12 protein-coding genes are annotated in these 18,347 nt (G+C 39.9%); 5 read left to right on the forward strand and 7 right to left on the reverse strand.

The window, feature by feature from the left end:
* The 3 genes from ACM03V_RS22410 to ACM03V_RS22420 form a co-directional block, all read right to left on the reverse strand.
* Positions 1-2,091, reverse strand: coding sequence for an Rne/Rng family ribonuclease (locus tag ACM03V_RS22410; protein WP_414623010.1), 2,091 nt, complete (start codon positions 2,089-2,091; stop codon positions 1-3).
* A gap of 880 nt (positions 2,092-2,971) precedes the next feature.
* Positions 2,972-5,569, reverse strand: a complete 2,598-nt coding sequence (locus ACM03V_RS22415) for a TIGR03960 family B12-binding radical SAM protein (protein ID WP_414623011.1) — start codon at positions 5,567-5,569, stop codon at positions 2,972-2,974.
* Positions 5,570-5,739: 170 nt separating this feature from the next.
* Entirely contained in the window at positions 5,740-6,066 is a 327-nt protein-coding gene (locus tag ACM03V_RS22420; RefSeq protein ID WP_414623012.1) for an STAS domain-containing protein, read from the reverse strand.
* A 476-nt stretch (positions 6,067-6,542) separates the two neighbouring features.
* On the opposite strand from ACM03V_RS22420, the gene ACM03V_RS22425 reads away from it, so the two are divergent.
* Complete coding sequence (locus tag ACM03V_RS22425; RefSeq protein WP_414623013.1) at positions 6,543-6,737, forward strand: hypothetical protein; 195 nt, start codon at positions 6,543-6,545, stop codon at positions 6,735-6,737.
* 248 nt (positions 6,738-6,985) lie between these two features.
* On the opposite strand, the gene bcp is transcribed toward ACM03V_RS22425, so the two are convergent.
* The 3 genes from bcp to ACM03V_RS22440 all read right to left on the reverse strand — a co-directional run bounded on the left by bcp (position 6,986) and on the right by ACM03V_RS22440 (position 12,359).
* Positions 6,986-7,477, reverse strand: coding sequence for a thioredoxin-dependent thiol peroxidase (gene bcp, locus ACM03V_RS22430; RefSeq protein WP_414623014.1), 492 nt, complete (start codon positions 7,475-7,477; stop codon positions 6,986-6,988).
* A 112-nt stretch (positions 7,478-7,589) separates the two neighbouring features.
* On the reverse strand, positions 7,590-10,688 hold the full coding sequence (locus ACM03V_RS22435; RefSeq protein WP_414623015.1) for an efflux RND transporter permease subunit: 3,099 nt from the start codon (positions 10,686-10,688) through the stop codon (positions 7,590-7,592).
* A gap of 162 nt (positions 10,689-10,850) precedes the next feature.
* A complete protein-coding gene (locus ACM03V_RS22440; RefSeq protein ID WP_414623016.1) occupies positions 10,851-12,359 on the reverse strand; it encodes an efflux RND transporter periplasmic adaptor subunit in 1,509 nt (502 codons plus the stop codon).
* Between the two features lie 743 nt (positions 12,360-13,102).
* Here ACM03V_RS22440 and ACM03V_RS22445 point away from each other — a divergent pair.
* The 4 genes from ACM03V_RS22445 to ACM03V_RS22460 all read left to right on the forward strand — a co-directional run bounded on the left by ACM03V_RS22445 (position 13,103) and on the right by ACM03V_RS22460 (position 17,610).
* Complete coding sequence (locus ACM03V_RS22445; RefSeq protein ID WP_414623017.1) at positions 13,103-14,047, forward strand: Npun_R2479 family HD domain-containing metalloprotein; 945 nt, start codon at positions 13,103-13,105, stop codon at positions 14,045-14,047.
* 158 nt (positions 14,048-14,205) lie between these two features.
* On the forward strand, positions 14,206-15,048 hold the full coding sequence (gene fghA / locus ACM03V_RS22450) for an S-formylglutathione hydrolase (protein WP_414623018.1): 843 nt from the start codon (positions 14,206-14,208) through the stop codon (positions 15,046-15,048).
* 53 nt (positions 15,049-15,101) lie between these two features.
* On the forward strand, positions 15,102-15,890 hold the full coding sequence (locus tag ACM03V_RS22455) for a Tab2/Atab2 family RNA-binding protein (RefSeq protein ID WP_414623019.1): 789 nt from the start codon (positions 15,102-15,104) through the stop codon (positions 15,888-15,890).
* Between the two features lie 484 nt (positions 15,891-16,374).
* Positions 16,375-17,610, forward strand: coding sequence for an MFS transporter (locus ACM03V_RS22460; RefSeq protein ID WP_414623020.1), 1,236 nt, complete (start codon positions 16,375-16,377; stop codon positions 17,608-17,610).
* Positions 17,611-17,915: 305 nt separating this feature from the next.
* Here ACM03V_RS22460 and ACM03V_RS22465 read toward each other — a convergent pair whose 3' ends face one another.
* Positions 17,916-18,191, reverse strand: coding sequence for a DUF2470 domain-containing protein (locus tag ACM03V_RS22465; protein WP_414623021.1), 276 nt, complete (start codon positions 18,189-18,191; stop codon positions 17,916-17,918).
* Positions 18,192-18,347 lie beyond the last annotated feature (156 nt).

Raw genomic sequence — 18,347 nt, forward strand, 5'->3', positions numbered from 1 at the left:
CTAGCTAGATGGTGCTTCTACAGAGGAACGACGGCGACGGCGACGTCTATCTGATGTAGTGGTTTCTGTTTCGCTATTATCTATGACTTGATTCGATTCTACTTGCTCTACTTGCTTTGGTTGCTCTACTTCTTCTAAAACTTCAAGTTCTTCTATTTGCTCTTCGATTCTAACTTCATTATCTACATTGTTTATTTTCACCTTCTTTGGAGTCGGAGTCAGCGAATATGATTCAGATTCTGAGATGCCATCTTCATTTTCATCTTCATCTTCATCTTCATCTTCACCAGGTGGAACTACATTAATAATTACGGATTTTTCATTTTTAAAATCTCTCTCCAACTTCTTTAAAGGTGTAACACCCATTAAAGCGTAAACATCCTGTTCCTCCTGAGTCATTTCTACCGAAACAATTTCTGGTGGTTCAAGTACTCCTTTGACCGATTCGACTCTAGTTCTACTAGTACGTTCGGTCGGTCTTTCGCTCCAACCTTTATTCAACCCTAATGGTGTTTCGGATCTTCTAAGTTCTGGTTCTGCGTCTGCATCAGCATCTAAGTCATCATTGGCTAATGTCAAAGGACTTCCATTAATCCTTGGTTCATCTTTACCATTCCCCGTATTAATGCGGCGACGACGACGGCGTTTATTAGGATCGCCTAATTCTTGATAGCTTGGATGATTGATTAAGTTTAAGTTTGTAAAATCTCCGTCACCTTCATCCGCATCTGCGAATCCATCTACCGCTTCTCTTGGTTCGCTCAATCGAGGAGCAGACAAACGGGGTTCTCTTTGGGGTAAAGGTACTACACGCTCTGCTATTTCTGCTGCTGGTGGTGCTACTCGGGATTCGTTTTCCCCTGGTAGATGTACGATATGCCCCAAACCTCCACAGGTAGGACAAGTTTCCCCGAAAAGCTCGTAAATATTTTGACCTTGACGTTTGCGGGTAAGCTCTACCAAACCTAATTCAGTTAACTGAGCAATTTGAGGACGAGCTTTATCCGATTTCAGGGCTTTATTAAAATTTTCGAGAACCTGTAACTGGTCGCGCCGCGATTCCATATCAATAAAATCAACGACAATGACTCCAGCAATATTACGCAAACGTAACTGACGTGCTATTTCCGTGGCGGCTTCGCAGTTTGTCCACAATACGGTTTCTCTTGCTGTAGCCGAACGAGTAAACGAACCGGAGTTGACATCTATTACCGTTAGTGCTTCCGTAGGTTGAATAATAATGTAACCACCAGAAGGTAAATCAACTCTTGGTTTAAGAGCTTCTTTGACGGCTGCATTGATCCGGAAATATTCTAAAATTGCAGTGCGATCGCGGTGGTGATCGATTAATAAACCTTGGGGTACCTGTCCGCCGCTCCAATTCTGTAAATACTGCTTTACTCGCTTTAAACCAGTACTGGAATCAACAACAATCCGATTGACATCGGCACCGTACATATCCCGCAAAACGCGCTGGATAAAGTCATCGTCACGGTTGAGCAAGGCTGGCGCACGGCTGGTTTGAGCTTGTTCGCCAATTGACTCCCACTGCTTTTGCAGAATTTCTAAATCTTCAATAATAGCTTCTTCGGGTTTACCTTCGGCTTCAGTACGGATTAATAAACCCATTCCTGCCGGTTTAATTAAGATTGCTAAGGCTCTCAAACGGTTGCGTTCGTTTTCGTTCCTGATTCTACGAGATAAATTAACGCCTCGTCCGTAAGGCATCAATACTACGTAGCGCCCCGGTGAAGTAATGTTACCTGTAAGCCGAGGTCCTTTCGTACCCGTCGGCTCTTTCATCACTTGCACCAACACTTTTTGTTGTGGTGTTAATAACTCCGTGATTGCTGCTGACGAACGTCTTAACCTTAGCGGTCCGAGATCGGTTACATGAATAAAACCATTACGCTCCGGGTCGCCAATATTAACAAAGGCCGCATCTATCCCAGGCAATACATTTTCTACTACCCCTAAATAAATATCACCAATTTGGTGATGACCAGTAGCTACGACAAGTTCTTGTATTTGGTCTTCAGAGAACACCGCAGCAATTTGATGCTGTTCGGCGATGATAATTTGTTTCGGCATTCAATTTCCTCAAAAATTGGCAGATCAAATCCTTGTAGAGAGGAGTTTTTTTCATCAATCTACCCTGTCTCCTCCTTCCAAGGCGCTGCTGTAATAAAATTGCACTTACTTTCGCTCAAAGAAACACGAGCTATTTACCTTCTTGAATTGCGTTTACGCAACTCCGATATCAAAACTGCTGAATGTTTTTATGAATAAAATCGCCCGTTAAGGGTCAATTTTTTACACCTTTCCCTTGCTAATTAATGTGTCAGGTAAAAAAGCAATGACAATTTTACTTTTTTACACTCTCGTGCAACTCGTCGGGTATTATTATTCTAATAATTGGGCAGTGTTACCTAGAATATCTTCGCGAGTTAAACTGCGCCTCTTCTTAAGACGCGGGCTGACTGCGTGAGCTTTTCAAGGGTAGGGGTGCATACTTCCTTGCCCGTCTCAAAGTAGACTTTAAAAGTTTACCCACAACTGGTACTTTTTAGTGCCTATGCTACTCTACATATCCGAACCCTGTTAGCTGGAAATTTCAAGCTTACTCTACTATTTCCGCCATCATAAATGGTGAGAGAAGCAACGCAGAAATTGCTGGTACGAGTCGGAACTGATTCACTGCAAACTAGTTGCAAACAACGCCCTTAGAGATACTTCTCTGCGGATGCTGTCGGCTTTATCTGAGATAATACCTCAGTATCGCCTCCATTGCACTCTAAAATATTATTGCTTTAACGCCCCGTACATAGCGGGTAGTGAATCAATTCGTTCCGTTGCAGCGCAATACATAATTTCTCTTCATATAATTCTAGCGCAAGGTCGTCAAAAATCAATTCTTTGGTTTAAGTTGAATTGAAGGGCAATTTACACAACTACAATTGCCCCAAAATTATTAAACGGCCAAAATTAACTTGCTCCGATGTATGTGCAGCAGATCGAATTTTCTTGTTGTTACAGATTCAAGCATAAATGGAATTTGTTCCGGACGCAATAACGTACCATCATTGCGACAAGCTCCCAAATAACGCAATTTTACAGCATTGTTTTGGCTGGTTTCGACCTTCGCTCTCTCAACAAACTCTAACTCAAACAAACGTTCGCGCAGATTTACATTTTTGATTTTACCTTTTTTGGTTTTGTGCTGTGTCCAAATTTCTTCTACTTCTTTGATTGCATTAATCCAATCTTGCCATTGGGATAAATTTGCTTCTCGATCGCAGCTTACGGTAATCAAATACTCGGCTGTTTCGAGAAGTTGGGATGCACTTTTAGATTTTAAATCTAGCTGCACTACATCATATATAGGTATGCCGTTAGGTAATGCAGAACTTAAATCATGCACAAAAGTATCAATATCAACTATGCGCGTTAATTCAAAATCTACTATTTCCGAGTTGCTAGTAGCTCCCAAAGCTAAAGCATTTGCTACTGATATCCTGGGTTGTGGATTAAACCCACCGCTAAATGATACTGGTAATCCCGCTCGCCGCACGGCTCGATCAAAGACTCTCATTAAATCTAAATGACCGACTAATGCCATATCATCCTGCTTACCAAACCGTACTCGCAATCGTAAAGCTTTGGTAGTATCTGGAACGAAATCTCCCGCAAATTCCGGTATGGGCGGTGGTTCTACTACCACATTATGGCCAAAATCAGTACCGCAAACACCACAATGCGAGCAACCGTCAAAGGAACAATCGGGTACGGTGGCGGCTTCCATTGCACGCTGCAAATCTTCTTTGAGCCAATTTTTATCAATCCCCGTATCTATATGATCCCAAGGCAGTGATAAATCAAGACGCTCATCAACACTGCTGCCTTCAATGACATTCCACTCGCCACTAAGCACTTTGCGGTATTTCCAATCTAAACCAGCTTCGGCGATCGCACTTTCCCAAGCCGCAAAAGCTCGATCCAAATTCTCGAACCAGGAATCCATTCCCGCGCCTAGTTCCCAAGCACGGCGTAACACGCTTCCAAGAGTTCTGTCTCCTCTACCGACAAAATCTTCCATCGCCGAAATCCGCACATCGGTGAAATTAACTTTAACTCCCCGAATCCGACGAAATTCTGAGCGCAATAATTCTTGCTTAGCTGTAAATTCGCTAGTAGAAACTGAGTGCCACTGGAATGGTGTATGGGGTTTAGGCGTAAAGTTAGAAATTGTGATCTTAAAATTTACCAGTCTTCTACCTGTTGCCCAACATTCCCGCTTCAGCCAGCTTACGGTTTGAGCGATACCCAATACATCAACATCGGTTTCACCGGGTAAGCCAATCATAAAATATAGCTTTATTTTATCCCAGCCTCGTTTCCAAGCTGTTTTCACCCCCCTTAATAATTCTTCATTCGTCAAACCTTTGTTAACAATATCCCGCATCCTTTGGGTACCGGCTTCTGGGGCAAAAGTTAAGCCACCTTTCCGGGTTCCACCAAGGATATTGGCGATATTGTCATCAAACCTATCTACTCGCTGACTGGGTAGAGAAAGAGAAATGTTTTCATCTTTAAGACGATTTTTAATTTCCATTCCTACCGAACTTAAAGCTAAATAATCCGAGCAGGAAAGAGACAACAAAGAAAATTCATTGTAACCAGTTTGGCGCATCCCCGAACTTATTGTTTGCACAACTTTGTCGGGTTCTACATCTCGCGCCGGACGAGTTAACATTCCTGGTTGACAAAACCTGCATCCTCTGGTGCATCCGCGCCGTATTTCAATTGTCAAACGGTCGTGTACGGTTTCTGCATAGGGAACCAAACCGATAGAATAAGCCGGAATGGGACTCGAAACCCTTCGTATAACTCGCTCTGGCACATCTGGACGATTGGGATGCACCGAACCGTCAGCAGCCATATCGTAAAACTGCGGTACGTATACGCCGGGAACCTGTGCCAAATCCAGCAATAATTCCTGACGGCTTAACTTCGCTTTTTTACCTTCTTCTAAAATTAAACCTATTTCAGGCAATAGTTCTTCACCGTCTCCCAGAGCGATAAAATCGAAGAAGTCAGCATAAGGTTCGGGATTAGATGTAGCAGTTTGTCCTCCCGCAAAAATCAACGGGAAATCTCCCTCTAATCTTTGTTCCGAAGTAAAAGGAATACCAGCCAAATCCAACATCTCCAAAATGTTGGTAGCCCCCAATTCGTAACTGAGGCTAAAACCTAGAATATCGAAATCAACTAAACTCCGCTTTGACTCTACCGCAAACAAAGGTGTTTGAGTCGTTCTTAACTTTGCCGTTAAATCCGCACCCGGTAGATAAGCGCGATCGCACAACTGGCGGGGCTGAACATTCAATATATTGTAAAGAATGATATGCCCTAAATTAGAAGCACCAACTTCATATACTTCTGGGTAAGTTAATACCCAGCGTATCGTCGCCGTATCCCAAGGCTTATGTTTAGCTAAAAGCTCATTACCCAGGTAACGGGATGGTTTTGAAATATCCGACGTGATTAATTTATCTACTGCAATAGACACTATGCTATTTTCAAGCTACTTCTAGTAATTACAGCTACTCACCTCCAAGATTAGCATTGATTCGTAGCTGTGTATTAGGAAAGTTATTCAAATTCTCCTCTTATAGCTACCACAGTTATTTTCAATGGAGAAAAACAGGAACATTGAGAGCAGCAAAGGAGACGTTTATATTAACTATTAAAAATTGTTCCTGCATCGAATATTTCAAAGACTTTATCTAAACCAGCAAGTTCAAAAATAATTCTGTGGGCAGGAGCAACCGAGCAAAAACAAATTCGTTGTTGCAGGGCAAGAGCTACTTTTACTCCAGATACCAATGCCATCAAACCCGCACTGTTTATAAAATCAACTTTTTCTAGGTCTACCAATACAATTGTATTATTACTTTGATTTAGAACTGCACCCAATTCGCGTTCGAGTTTTATGGCATTTACAGCATCTAAACAACCATTCGGACGAATAATGGTAATTTGAGGATTATCGAGTATTGCTTGCATAATTACATCCTATTCAAATATTGTTTACTTGAGGGATAGATGTATTCGACCATAATCCTTTTTTTATCGCATCGACCATTCGTATTAGCTCTCTTTGTCGAATCTTCACCCTTAGACTACTTATGTTTAAAGATTGTCACAATACTTAAGAAAACAGTAGCAAAATACACTTTTTTCTAATTCAAGTTAAAAAATAATCTATATAACCAGTATGGCTTTGTGCCGGGGTATGGAAAAAGATATCTGTAAATTATTAGCCCTTTAAGTATTCTTGCCTGCGGATAGTCGAGACAGGCTAATTAAATATAAAGTGTCCTTATTTTTTCCTTAATCATTGGCTTGTATCTTTTTGAGATAGCAAGTGACTTGTCCGCTATATCTGTGATCTATATCACTTGTCAAGCAGTATTTGGATCACGTTTTATACTTAAATATATCTGAGATAATTGGTATTATTTACATAATGGTTACTTACTATGAGAACTAAGTTTGCTATTCGTCAATTAGTTGAAAGGGCGTTGGTTATCAAGAAATTAACTCCCGAAATAGAAAATGAAATAAATTCAGAACTGACTCAGATGGGTTACATTTCTGACGTTGACTACGAAGCATTAGAACTTTTGATGGCTGAAATGGACGCTGGTAGAATTAAGCTGGTTCCCAGCTTATAGTCTTGTGACGATTATGACGATTATATGGAACGCTGCTTCTTCAAATATTTAAGATTGAAGTTGAAATAGTAAATTAAATATTTATTATCATTAAACCTAATTACACGTAATACAAAAAGTAGTATTGACGGTGCGGGTACCTTTGTGGTTAACCATCGCTGAAATTTTTTTTGGGATGACAATTAAAGCGATACGCTTCAATTTTATATCGCACTCAAAACCTAATAATCTATAAATAGGCAAAGCAATCAAACCGCAGCAAGCAACTCCTGCAACTTGTTTAAGACTTTTTCAACATGAGCCTTAGTTCTTACATTAGACCATGCATGGACTAAATCACCATCAGGCGCAATCAAAAAAGTTGAGCGTACAACACCCATGTATTCTTTACCCATAAACTTTTTCAATTGCCAAACACCATAGGCTTCGCACACTCGGTGTTCCGGATCGCTTAAAAGCTGAATTGATAGATCGTGTTTGTGAATAAATTTGCAATGAGACTTTTCGGAATCGGGGCTAACTCCCAGAATTTTGGCTCCAAAAGCATCAAATTGTGCTGAGTATTCGCTAAAATCTTTGGCTTCTACAGTACAACCAGGTGTATCATCTTTAGGATAAAAGTAAAGAACAAACCAATTAGATTGGAAATCTTCAAGCTGTACCAAATTTCCATCTTGATTTGTTGCACTAAAGGATGGCGCTTTTTCTCCTGTCTTTGGAATACCGGAGGGCTGTGACATATTTTTTAGGGCTTGTAACTAAAATAAGTATAGACAGGGAATGGGGGGAGGGGGAGATGGGGAGATGGGGAGAAGAATTATTAATTTACTACTCACTCCTAACTCTTAACTCCTAACTCGCAGGCGGGAATTTAACTTTTTTGTTTTCTTTGATAACTTTACGGCGAGGTTTTTTCTTAAAACCGTATTTCACTGTATTAATAATCCAATGCTGAAAGTTATCAATGTAAGTGAACAACACTGGTACCACTACCAAAGTTAATAATGTAGAAGTTGTGAAACCACCGATAACAGCCACACCCATTGATTGGCGGACTTCCGCACCAGCACCGAGTCCTAATGCGAGGGGAAAAGTACCCGCGATTGTGGAAAGGGAAGTCATCAAAATCGGACGCAAGCGAGATATACCAGCATCTAAAAGTGCTTGACGTTGGCGTTTACCTTGTTCTAAACCGATAATTGCATAGTCCACTAATAAGATTGAGTTTTTGGTGACAATTCCTAACAATAAAACTATTCCGATTAAGGCATATAATCCCAAGGCTTTTTGAGCAATCATTAATGCTAAAAGAGTACCGCCCAAAGACAGGGGAAGCGCCACCATAATAGTGATTGGGTGAAGAAAATTATTGTATAGAATCACCAAAATAGCGTAAATCATCATTACCGCTAAACCCAAGGCAGTACCAAAGCGTCCGAAAATCTCTTCCATAATTTCGGCATCCCCTGCCGAACGTCGCGTTACCTCTGGCGATAGGGTTTTCATCGCTTCTAACTGGTTAACAGCTGTCAATCCATCTCCTAAAGAAATACCCTGTAAGTTGGCTTCCACCGAAACTTGACGCATTCTATCGAAGCGGTTGATAGTCGCCGCACCACTACCAAAACGGATATCTGCAACCGCTAACAAAGGAACTAAACCGCCATTCTGACTGGGAACTTGAAGATTTTTAATATTTGTGATATCTTCTCGTGCTTTGGGGTCGATTTGGACTCTAATAGGAATTTGACGGTCGGGAAGATTGTATTTTGCTAAGTTAGCATCGCTATCACCGATAGTCGCAAGACTTGCAGTACGCGCAATTGACTGGACGGTAACACCCAAGTCGGCGGCGCGTTGCGGGTTGGGTACTACCAAAATTTCCGGTTTTACCAAACTAGCGCTTGAAGTTGCTTCTACCAATCCCGGTACACTTCGCATCTGCTTTTCCAAGTCATCAGCAGCTTTTTTCAATGCTTGCGGATTTTCACTTTGCAAAACTATAGTTAAATCTTTTCTACCACCCACAGCACCAGTACTTTCAAAACTAATTCTCGCTCCAGGAATTTGAGCAAACTGCGGACGAACTTGTTCTTCAAACTCGCTTTGAGATTTTCGTTCTTCCTTGGATTTTAATCTAACAGTAAGACTTGCCGAACCAACATTTTCTGTAGATAAAACACTTTCAACCGCAGGATTTTGTCTAATTAAATTTGTTGCTTGCGTCACTACTTTCTTAGTATCTGCCAAAGTCGAACCAGGTGCTAATTCTATAGATACCCCAGAAATACCAACATCAGCCCCATCAACCAAACCTTTGGGAATCATCGGTACCAACATCAAGCTACCAATAAAGAAAGCCAAAGCCAGCAGTAAAGTTGTAGTGCGATGCCGTAAAGCCCATCTAAGTGTGGAAGCGTAAGGGGAGAATTTTGGATTACTTTCTCTGGCCTTTGACCTTTGACCTTCAACCTCCTTTGACTTCAACAAATACGCTCCCATCATCGGCGTTACCATCCGCGCTACTGCTGTGGAAAATACAGTTGCTGCGGTAACTGTCATGGCGAAGGGTTGGAAAAATTGACCGGGAATTCCACCCATAAATGCTACTGGTAAAAATACGGCTACGATTGTCGCCGAAGTTGCAATTACTGCTAAACCCATTTCTGCTGATGAGTCAAAAGCTGCTTGCTTGGGTTCTTTACCCATGCCTAAATGCCGTTCCATATTCTCAATTTCTACGACGGCATCATCTACTAAGTTACCTACAGCTAATCCCAAACCCAACAGTGTCATATTATTGAGGGTGTAGCCGAGAGCAAATATTACGCCGAAGGTAGGAATAATTGATAAAGGTAAAGTTACTGCTGTAATTAAAGTTGCTCGCCAATCGCGTAAAAATAGTAGAATTACTGCTACGGCTAATACAGAAGCTATTAATAGCTCGTTCATCGTACTTTCGTAAGAATCGCGTACAAAAGTAGCTCTAGTAAAAATTAATTCCATTTTTACATCGGTAGGAAGAGTTTTTTCCAGCTTTTCAACCTCTTTTTTGACTCCTTCTTCCACCGTTACCATGACGCTACCAGTACTACGCAATACCTCTAAAGCAACTACTGGTTTATTATTCAAGCGTGCGGTTTGACGTACTTCACCAAAGCTATCTTCTATATTTCCTAAAGTCGATAAAGCAACCGAACCACCATTAGGAAGGATAATTTCATAATTTCTCAAAACATCTACACTTTGGGCACTACCTAAAGTACGAATGCTTTGTTCGCTTCCGCCAATTTCAGCGCGGCCACCCGGTAAATTAATATTAAAAGCTCGCAATTGGTCGTTTACCTGAGTCGCAGTAATACCCAAAGACTGCAAGCGAACTGGGTCAAGGTTGACACGAATTTCCCGGTCAACACCGCCCACCCGGCGGATTTCAGCCACACCTTTGACAGATAGTAAAGCGCGACTAATAGTTTCGTCAACCAGATTACTCAACTCTTCCACAGAGCGTTGATCCGAACTAACCACATAGGTCATAACAGCACTTCCGGAAAACTCAAGACGCTGTACGATAGGGTCATTAATATCTTGAGGAAGACTTTGACGAATTTGGGCGATCGCATTCCGAACATCATTAGTAGCGCGATCGCTATCGGTTCCCAAATCAAAGTTGATAGTAGTATTAGAAACGCCATCTCTAACAACCGAACGCAATTCATCAATGTTGCCCAAACCAGCAACCGCATCTTCAATTTTCTTCGTCACCTGAGACTCAAGTTCCGTAGGTCCCGCACCAGGTTGAGTTACCGTAACTTGAACCGCAGGAATATCAATATTAGGACTAGTATCAATACCCAAAATACCAAAACAAAACCAGCCAACTATAGTCAAAATTAAGAATAAAACTATTGTAGGAATTGGTTTTTTAATCGACCAAGCAGAAACGTCCATTAGTTGTTAGTTGTTAGTTGTTAGGAGCTAAATAATTTTAGATTTTAGATTTTGGATTTTGGATTAGAAGAGTAGAGAGTTAGGAGGTAGGAGTTAGGAGTTAGGAGTTAGGAGCAAATATTGAAATTAAAAACTTTGACCTTTAACCTTTAACTTTTGACCTTATTGCTTTGCAATCCGTACTTTATCGCCATCTTTCAAATACCCTGCACCGTCAACTATTACGCTTTTTCCGGGTTGTAAGCCACTTTTGATTTCAATTTTTCCACCTTTAAGAATTTCTCCTGTTTCTACTTTTTTACTGGTGGCAATTTTGTCTGGATCGATGGTAAATACGATTGCGCTACCGTCAGGTTGAGGAAGTACTGCTTTTTGCGGTATAGCTACAGCCATGTTTGTATCGGTGAGAATTGCGGCGCGAGCGAACATTCCCGGTTTAAGTAAATTTGTGGCTGGTAAATCAATTTTGACTGTCGCTTCGCGGCGTTGTTGATTAACTACTGGTTCTATTTCTTTAACTTTTCCGCGCAATTTAACCCGGTTATCTGCATCAGTTGTAATCTGGGCTGGTGCTAAAACTTTTATTTGCGATAGTTGAACTGTGGGAACTTTTGCCTGTAATTCTAAGTTTCCTTGACGAATAATCGAAAATAACTTTTGGGTTCCACCAACTACGTTTCCTACTTGGGTTTGCGGTGGTACACCCGTTATATCCCCTACTCTTGCTAGTTTTTCGGCAACTATTCCCGAAACGGGAGCGCGAACTACGGTTTGTCCTAACTGAGTTTTTAACTGTTGTACTCTAGCTGTTGCACTCTTGACTCCGGCTTTGGCGCTATTAATTTTGGCGATCGCGCTGCTTACACCTGCTTCGGCACTGCTGATATTGGCTTCGGCACTACTTACATTGGCGATCGCGCTACGAATATTTGCTTGTGCAATACGTACAGCTTCTTTTGCTGTTTCAAAATTAGTTTCAGCGGTTTCAAATAATTGCTTGCTAATCGCTCCTCGATCGGAAAGTTGCTTGTTGCGCTGGTAATTCCTCGTAGCTTCTCTTAATTTCGCTTGTGCTTGCGCTAAATCGGCTTGTCTTTGCTGAACTGTTGCTTGATTTGATATTACATTTGCTTTACTTGATTCTAAAGCTGCTTGTTTGGAAGCTAAATCAGCAACTCTTGAAGCAACTTCAGCTTCTTGAGATTCTACTTCTGCTTTGGCTTGAAGAATTTGATCTTGTAACAGCGAGTCATCCAAAATCGCCATTACTTGACTTTCTTTAACGGAATCTCCCTGTTGTACCAAAATTTGCTTAATTTGCAAACCATTAGATTGAGGCAATACCGGAGTCAATTCACTAGCCCCAACAGTACCAGTAACGTTGAGATTGCGAGCAACTTTAGTGAGTTCTACTAAAGCCAGGGTAACAGTCATTGCTGGAGCTACTTCAGTAGTAGGCGTATTTGCTACCTTAGCTTCGCTTTTAGGACGATTGCTCAACAAACGCATTCCTCCCATAGTTATTCCAACTCCTAAAACCACACCCATGAGCATGATTGTCCACCAAGGGCGCTGCTTGCTAGTTTCAGGATAATCTTTAAAAGTTGTTTCTTCTATTGCTGCTTCTTCTTCTGCTGGAATATCTGAAAAATTCGAGTCCCCTGCTGTCATTGCTCCACCTCCTACCCAACCGCGATAATACGGTTTAGCTTAAAAAAACGTTAAATTTATTACTGTATCTTAACTATTACCTATTTTTTAGTGTAATGGCTGTAGTCTCAGACTTAATTTATCCATGACAAAAGTCATATTTTTACTAGCCGTTATATATTTATTGGAAGTTTATGTTGAGTAATTTATCTGGTGAAAGGCTTGCTACTACAGGCTTATAGTATATAAAGACACATAATTAAATACCTTGCATCACAAAGAAATGAGTGTTGAGATCACCGCGATCAATCATCTAAATATGAAAAAATAAGAATTAAGCGATCTTCTAGTCTCTTTATGTCGTCAGGAAGTTCCTGTTAAAGTCGATGTATATATTTGCCGTAATTTGGGTAAGCTCTATTTATGTTATTTCAGGTACAATTTGTAGCTTGCTGAAAAATAGCAATATTAGATAAAATTTTTTTAAGTTTAGGGTCAAGATTATTTTTTATAAAATTGCAAGCAGGAAATTAAAAATTTTATTCTGTTGAATTGCAGTGTCATGAATTAGTATTAATATGTAATATTTTGATTTTGATGACGGTATAAGTAGATAATTAATCAAAAATTTGTACTTAAAGTAAATTTAATGTCGTATTCTGCATAACGATCAAATTGATTGGCATATTGAATCGATCGTTTACAAGTTTCTCATCAACTTGAAAAATCTAGATAAAACAAAAAATTATTAACAGGGTTAAAATATGTTTAGCGCAACTGAAGTTTTAATAGATGCTTTTGTAGATAGAGTTAGAGAAGGATACCGTCGTAGTTACGGAAGCTTAAAAACTGATTACCAAGATATCATCGCTTGGGTAGGAAGCATGGCTTTAGAAAATATTGCTAATAGCGATGCTTTATATCATAACGTAGAACATTCAATCTTAGTAACCCTTGTGGGGCAAGAAGTTTTGCGTGGAAAACATATACGAGAAGGTGGCGTTTCTAGCGAAGATTGGCTGCATTTTATTATTTCTTTACTGTGTCATGATATTGGTTATGTTAAAGGAGTTTGTCGTCAAGATAGAGAAGAAGAAAGCCTGTATGCTACGGGTAAAGATGAAGCGATGATTTCTTTAGCTAATGGAGCTTCAGATGCAAGTCTTACACCATATCACGTTGACAGAGCAAAACTTTTTATTGACGAGCGTTTCGGGGGTCATAAATTAATTGATTCTGAAGTGATAAAATCCAATATAGAATTAACTCGCTTTCCCGTACCCGCAGCAGAAGACCATCAAGAAACTAATAATTATGCGGGCTTAGTACGTGCTGCCGATTTAATTGGACAATTAAGCGATCCACGTTATTTAAAGAAAATTACTTCTTTATTTTACGAGTTTGAAGAAACTGGGATGAATAAAATTTTGGGTTATAAGAATCCTGCTGATTTGCGTAACAATTATCCAAAGTTTTATTGGAATGGTGTTTATCCTTATATCAAAGATGGACTACGTTACTTATCCTTAACCCAACAAGGCAAACAAATAATTGCTAATTTATACTCAAATGTGTTTGTCGTAGAGCATGAACGACCACAAGAACAACAAATATATTTAGAGAATCTAGAAATTAAAGAAGTTGGGATCAAAGAATTACCCGATCAAAGACAGGAAAGAGTCAAAGCAAGAACGAGAGTGGGCAGTTAAGCTGATGTCTAATTAGATTCTAGAAACCCGGTTTTTGGGAAAAACGAGGTTTTTTAACGTTTCAAATTCTTTTAAAAAAAGATTTTTCTACAGTAAGCCGTTAGGATAACTAATGGCAGCAAAAAGAATATAGTTCCTATATAGTTCCTAAATATTCCATGTCTCTCAACCTCAACTCCGAATATAAAAGCTTTGGTGGAAAACTTGGCTTTTACTCCCATTCCTCAGCTTCCTGTAATGGCGAAATGCGCTTCAGCGTTTACCAACCACCCCAAGCTGAATCCCAAAGCTTACCAATTCTTTATTTTCTTTCCGGTTTAACCTGTACCGAAGAAAATTTTATAGTTAAAGCTGGAGCGCAAAAATACGCGGCAGAACATGGTTTAATTCTAGTTGCGCCGGATACTAGCCCGCGTAATACGGGAATTCAAGGTGAAGATGATGACTACGATTTCGGTACGGGTGCGGGTTTTTATGTTGACGCGATCGCAAAACCCTGGTCATCTCACTACAAAATGTATAGCTACGTTGTTGAAGAATTACCACGTTTAATCGCCGCTAATTTTCGGGTACAAGAAGATAAACAAAGTATATTTGGTCATTCAATGGGGGGACATGGTGCTTTAATTTGTGCCATACGGAATCCCCAAAAATACAAATCTGTTTCAGCTTTTGCACCTATCGCTGCACCCATGCAGTGCGCTTGGGGAGAAAAGTGTTTAAGTAATTATTTGGGTGAAAATAAAGAAAGTTGGCGCGAATATGATGCGAGTGAATTAGTAAAAGAATTTGGTTTTAATGGTGAAATTTTAATCGATCAAGGTAGCGACGATCAATTTCTTCAACAGCAGCAACTGCTTCCAAATATTTTTGAAAAAGCTTGTAATGAAGTGAATCAACCTTTGAATCTACGCTATCAACAAGGCTACGACCACAGTTATTATTTCATTTCCACTTTTATGGAAGACCATATTCGTCATCATGCAAAAGCTTTGCAGTGAACAATGAACAATGAATAGTAGCGATAACTGATAACTGATAATTGATAATTGATATGTTTTGGCAAGCTGATTTTTATCGTCGTTCGCAACCGGATAAATCGGGACAGGTTTTATGGGATTTATCGATTTGTGATTCCAGTCTTGAGTTTAAATATGAAGCGACTTGTCTCCAGTCAGAAGCTAATTCTAGTTGGGTAGCTTCTCAAATTAAGCAAGCAGCACCGGATAATTTGCCAGATGTAATTCAAGTTTTTCGTCCCCAGTCTTTGAGTTTAATTGAACAAGCTGGGAATACTTTAGGTATTAAAGTCGAAGCAACTCGCAGAACTGCTGCTCTAAAAAAATGGCTGGAACAAAAGCAGCAATTCACGGCTTTAGATAAGCCACCCCCAGTACCTTTATCTGAAAATATTTGGGGAGATAAATGGAGTTTTGCGACTTTGCAAGCTGGTAATATTGCTGATTTTGTCTCAGAGCGTCCAATTCCTATTTTAGAAACACCCGATTTTTTATTGCCGATAAATTTGGGTTTGGCTTCAACGGTGCCGATTCCCGGTGTGGTAATTTATGGCGGACGTAAATCTATGCTTTTGGCAAGATGGTTAAAAGAAAGTCGTCCAGTGGCTTTAAATTATATTGCTGGTGCCCCAGATGGGTTGGTGTTGGAAGCGGGTTTAGTGGATAGATGGATTGTGGCGACTTTTGAGGATGAAGAAGTTTCAGAAGCTGCTGCATTATATCAACAGCGCAAGCAGCAAAGTCAAGGATTGCATTTTTTGTTAGTACAGCCTGATGATTCTGGAATGACTTATACCGGCTTTTGGTTGTTGCAAGAAGTTTGATGGTTTTTGGTTGTTAGTTGGTGTGTGCTTTTTGCACCATTTTCAATAGCGCCTTGGAATAAATTCTCCGCAGTTGCTACAACCGCTTTGTACCCCGGCAACGCACTGCTCTCCAGGCTCAAATACAAAGTCTGATAAATCATACTGGGTATAGATTTTAGTGCGTTTTAACGTACTTTGTTTATCAGCCTTGAAATTGATTTCTCTGCGTTCACGCGGAGCGTGCGGGCTAGAAAGCCTCCGGCTTACAAGGCGGCGGCACGGGGCTTAACAACAATGGTGAAAGATGTGAATGAAATGCACTTTTTAATATAAATAACAAGTTGTCAACTATCTATAGATAGAATAATTTATAAAGGGACTTCTTGACTTAGTGAGGAAGTTTAGCGAAGTACCAATCGGATAAGCTATGAAAGAAACTGCCAGTTAGAAATTTCTATACAAAATAGACCGAATTCTGGCAATATTGATTCTAGCTTAATAGATGAACTTAAAAAATTTAAGGGGGCAATCTAATTTACCTCTTCAGTTTTGGATTGTTACCCTAGTTGCCTTTATCAATTCGGTTAGCTTCACGATAATTATTCCGCTACTGTATCCCTACGCGAAAGAGTTTGGATTAAATGATTTTCAAGCAAGTTTACTGAGTACGGCTTATGCTTTACCTCAATTTATCGGTACTCCTATTTTAGGAAGGCTTTCAGATCGTTTGGGAAGAAAACCTTTACTAGTAATAAGTTTATTAGGAACGGTTTTATCTGGTATTGTTGCTGCCGTAACTCCCGTAGCTTGGTTGTTATATGTTGCGCGTGTCTTCGATGGTTTAACTGGTGGAAATACTTCTATTGCTAGGGCTGTAGTTAGCGATATTACAACTGTCGATCAACGCGCTAAAGCTTTTGGAATTTTTGGTGCTGTTTTTCGTTTGGGTTTCGTTGCGGGGCCAGCATTAAGCTATGTAGCGCAGCAGTTACCGACAGTTAAGGGTGTTTCGTCTTTGGGAATGAGTTTCATTGTAGGTGCGGGTATGGCTTTGTTTGCAACTATTTTGGCTATTTTGTTTTTACCGGAAACTTTACCTGCTGCTGACAAACAGGAATTTCATTTGAGTTGGAGAGATTTTGGCTTTATTAAAGTTTTTCAATCTGCAACTCGTCCTAAACTAGGTAAGCTTTTTATTCTCACTTTTTTAAGTGGTTCCAGCTTTACGATTTTTACCTTTGCATTTCAACCTTTTGTACTAAAAGTTCTTAATCAAGATGCCAAAACATTAGCAATTACATTTGCAGTTGTAGGAATGTTGGGATTTATTTCTCAAGTTGTTGCACTCGATCCACTAAGGAAAAAATTTAATTTAATTGATATTCTATCCTTGGCATTATTTGCCCGTGGAATTACTTTTCTATTGATTCCAACTTTCCCCTATCTAACTGCATTTTTTATCATTATTGGAATTTTTGGGTTTGTGAATTCCTTCCCAATGCCTTTAATAGACTCAATTTTATCCTTGAATAGCACCGAACGCGAACAAGGAGAAATTTTGGGAATTAATGCATCTTACCTGAGTATTTCTAACGCCATCGGACCGCCAATTTCAGGTATGTTAGTTAGTCTTAGTTACAAAACTCCCTTCTGGATTACTGGCGTGCTTACTATTCTTACAGCCTGCTTTGCTTTCACGCTTAAATCGGATTTTAAATGTGAAGGGAATAGGGAATAGGCAATAGGTAATGGGTAATAGGAATGGAGAACAGAAATGTATTTGGCGGTTGAAACCGCACGCCAGTTGCTATAACGGAGGGAACCTCCGCAGCGCACTGGCTCTTCTACACAAGCAAAACCCGTCTCCACGGTTTATAAAATTGGTAGCAATTTTAAGCTGTCACCGGCTTTTTTCAAAGGGGCTTTGCGTAAGTCATATTGCTATACAAAAATAATTATGTTCTTGAATCAAAAAGATGATTAAATAAAACTTCCCGTTCCCTATTCCCCGTTCCCTGTTCCCTATTGCCTATCCCTTACTCCTTATTTCCTAGCCTGCTTCAACATATCAATCAATGTGTGATGAGCATCTTCGGCATTTTTCAAAGTATGGTCGAATTTAATTCTGACGGGTACATCTTCCCCATTTGCTTGAGCTTGTAAATTCATTCCTTCAGCGTCAATAGAAAGCATTTTCGCTGCTGTGGCATTATCTAAATCGCCATAAGCCTTAGCGTAAAATGCCACCGCTTCGGCATGGTCATCATTCATATGCTTACAAATGCGATCGCTAACTTGAGTCGAAAATTCCTCTGACATTACATACTCCTGCTTTCTCAATATCAATCTGAATTTTAAAACTTTATTGTCATTACAGCCAATGAAGCAAAAATTAAATTATCGTATTCTCACGCAAATAATCATGTATTTATATAAGTATCAAAAACAACGCCTGGGTAATTGTACATAAATGAA

The organism is Calothrix sp. CCY 0018, assembly GCF_963920925.1.
Classification (GTDB): Bacteria; Cyanobacteriota; Cyanobacteriia; order Cyanobacteriales; family Nostocaceae; genus Rivularia.